Annotated in this window: 1 protein-coding gene; it reads left to right on the top strand. The window is 75.4% G+C overall.

The genetic code is table 11. The features are described from left to right. A partial coding sequence (locus tag A7A76_RS04405; RefSeq protein WP_206410057.1) for a hypothetical protein occupies window positions 1–916 on the top strand: 916 nt, incomplete at both ends.

The following is a 916-nucleotide window of genomic DNA, read 5'->3' on the forward strand; positions in this document are numbered from 1 at the left end:
CCTGCTCGACGTCGGCGCCGGCGCGCGCCTGGACGGCGGCGCGGCGCTGATGCTCGACGCCGCCGGCGACGCCCGCGTCGACGCCAGCGCGCTGCTGGCCGGGCGCGACATCCAGGCCAGCAGCGGGCGGGTGGTGTTCAGCGCCGATCCGAACGCGCACTACGACGGCTTCGTGGTCGGCCGCAACACCCTGGCGCAGTTCGGCCAGGCCCAGCGGGTCAGCTTGCGCAGTTACGGCGAGATGGCGTTCTACGGCGATGTCGAGGTCGACAGCGACCGCGAACTCAACCTCAGCGCGCGCCGTTTCGGCGGCGACGGCGGCGATGTGCGCTTGAGCGCGCAGCGCCTGAGCGTGGGCAACGAACTCGGCGCGCAGGGCGGCCCCATCGGCGACGCGCCGGCGGGCAGCGGCACGCTGCAGTTGCGCGGCGGCACGGTCGCCTTCACCGGCGGCGATTCGCAGTTCGCCGGTTTCCGCCAGGTGGCGGTCGACGCGGCGCAGCAGATTTCCGCCGGCGGCCGCGGCCGCGTCGATTTCGGCGCCGCCGATCTGCGCCTGCAGGCGCCGCTGATCCAGGCCGAAGGCGGCGCCGAACAAAGCCTGCGCAGCAGCGGCGCGATTACTCTGGCGCGAGTGGGCCACGCGAACGGCGACGCCGGCGCGCAAGGCGGCGCGCTGGAACTGCGCGGCGCCAGCGTGACCGGCAGCGCGCTGATCCGCGCCCATTCCGGCCGCGCGAGCCTGGTCGCGACCCAGGGCGATGTGCGCCTGGACGCGGGCAGCGCCATCGACGTCTCGGCGCTGCCGAAGGCGATCTTCGACCAGCCGGTGCACGCGCCCGGCGGCCGCATCGAACTGCGCGCCGAGCGCGGCGCGATCGCGCTGGCCGCCGGCGCCGGCCTCGACGTTTCGGCC

The sequence above is a fragment of the Lysobacter enzymogenes genome, assembly GCF_017168095.1.
Classification (GTDB): domain Bacteria; phylum Pseudomonadota; class Gammaproteobacteria; order Xanthomonadales; family Xanthomonadaceae; genus Lysobacter; species Lysobacter enzymogenes_D.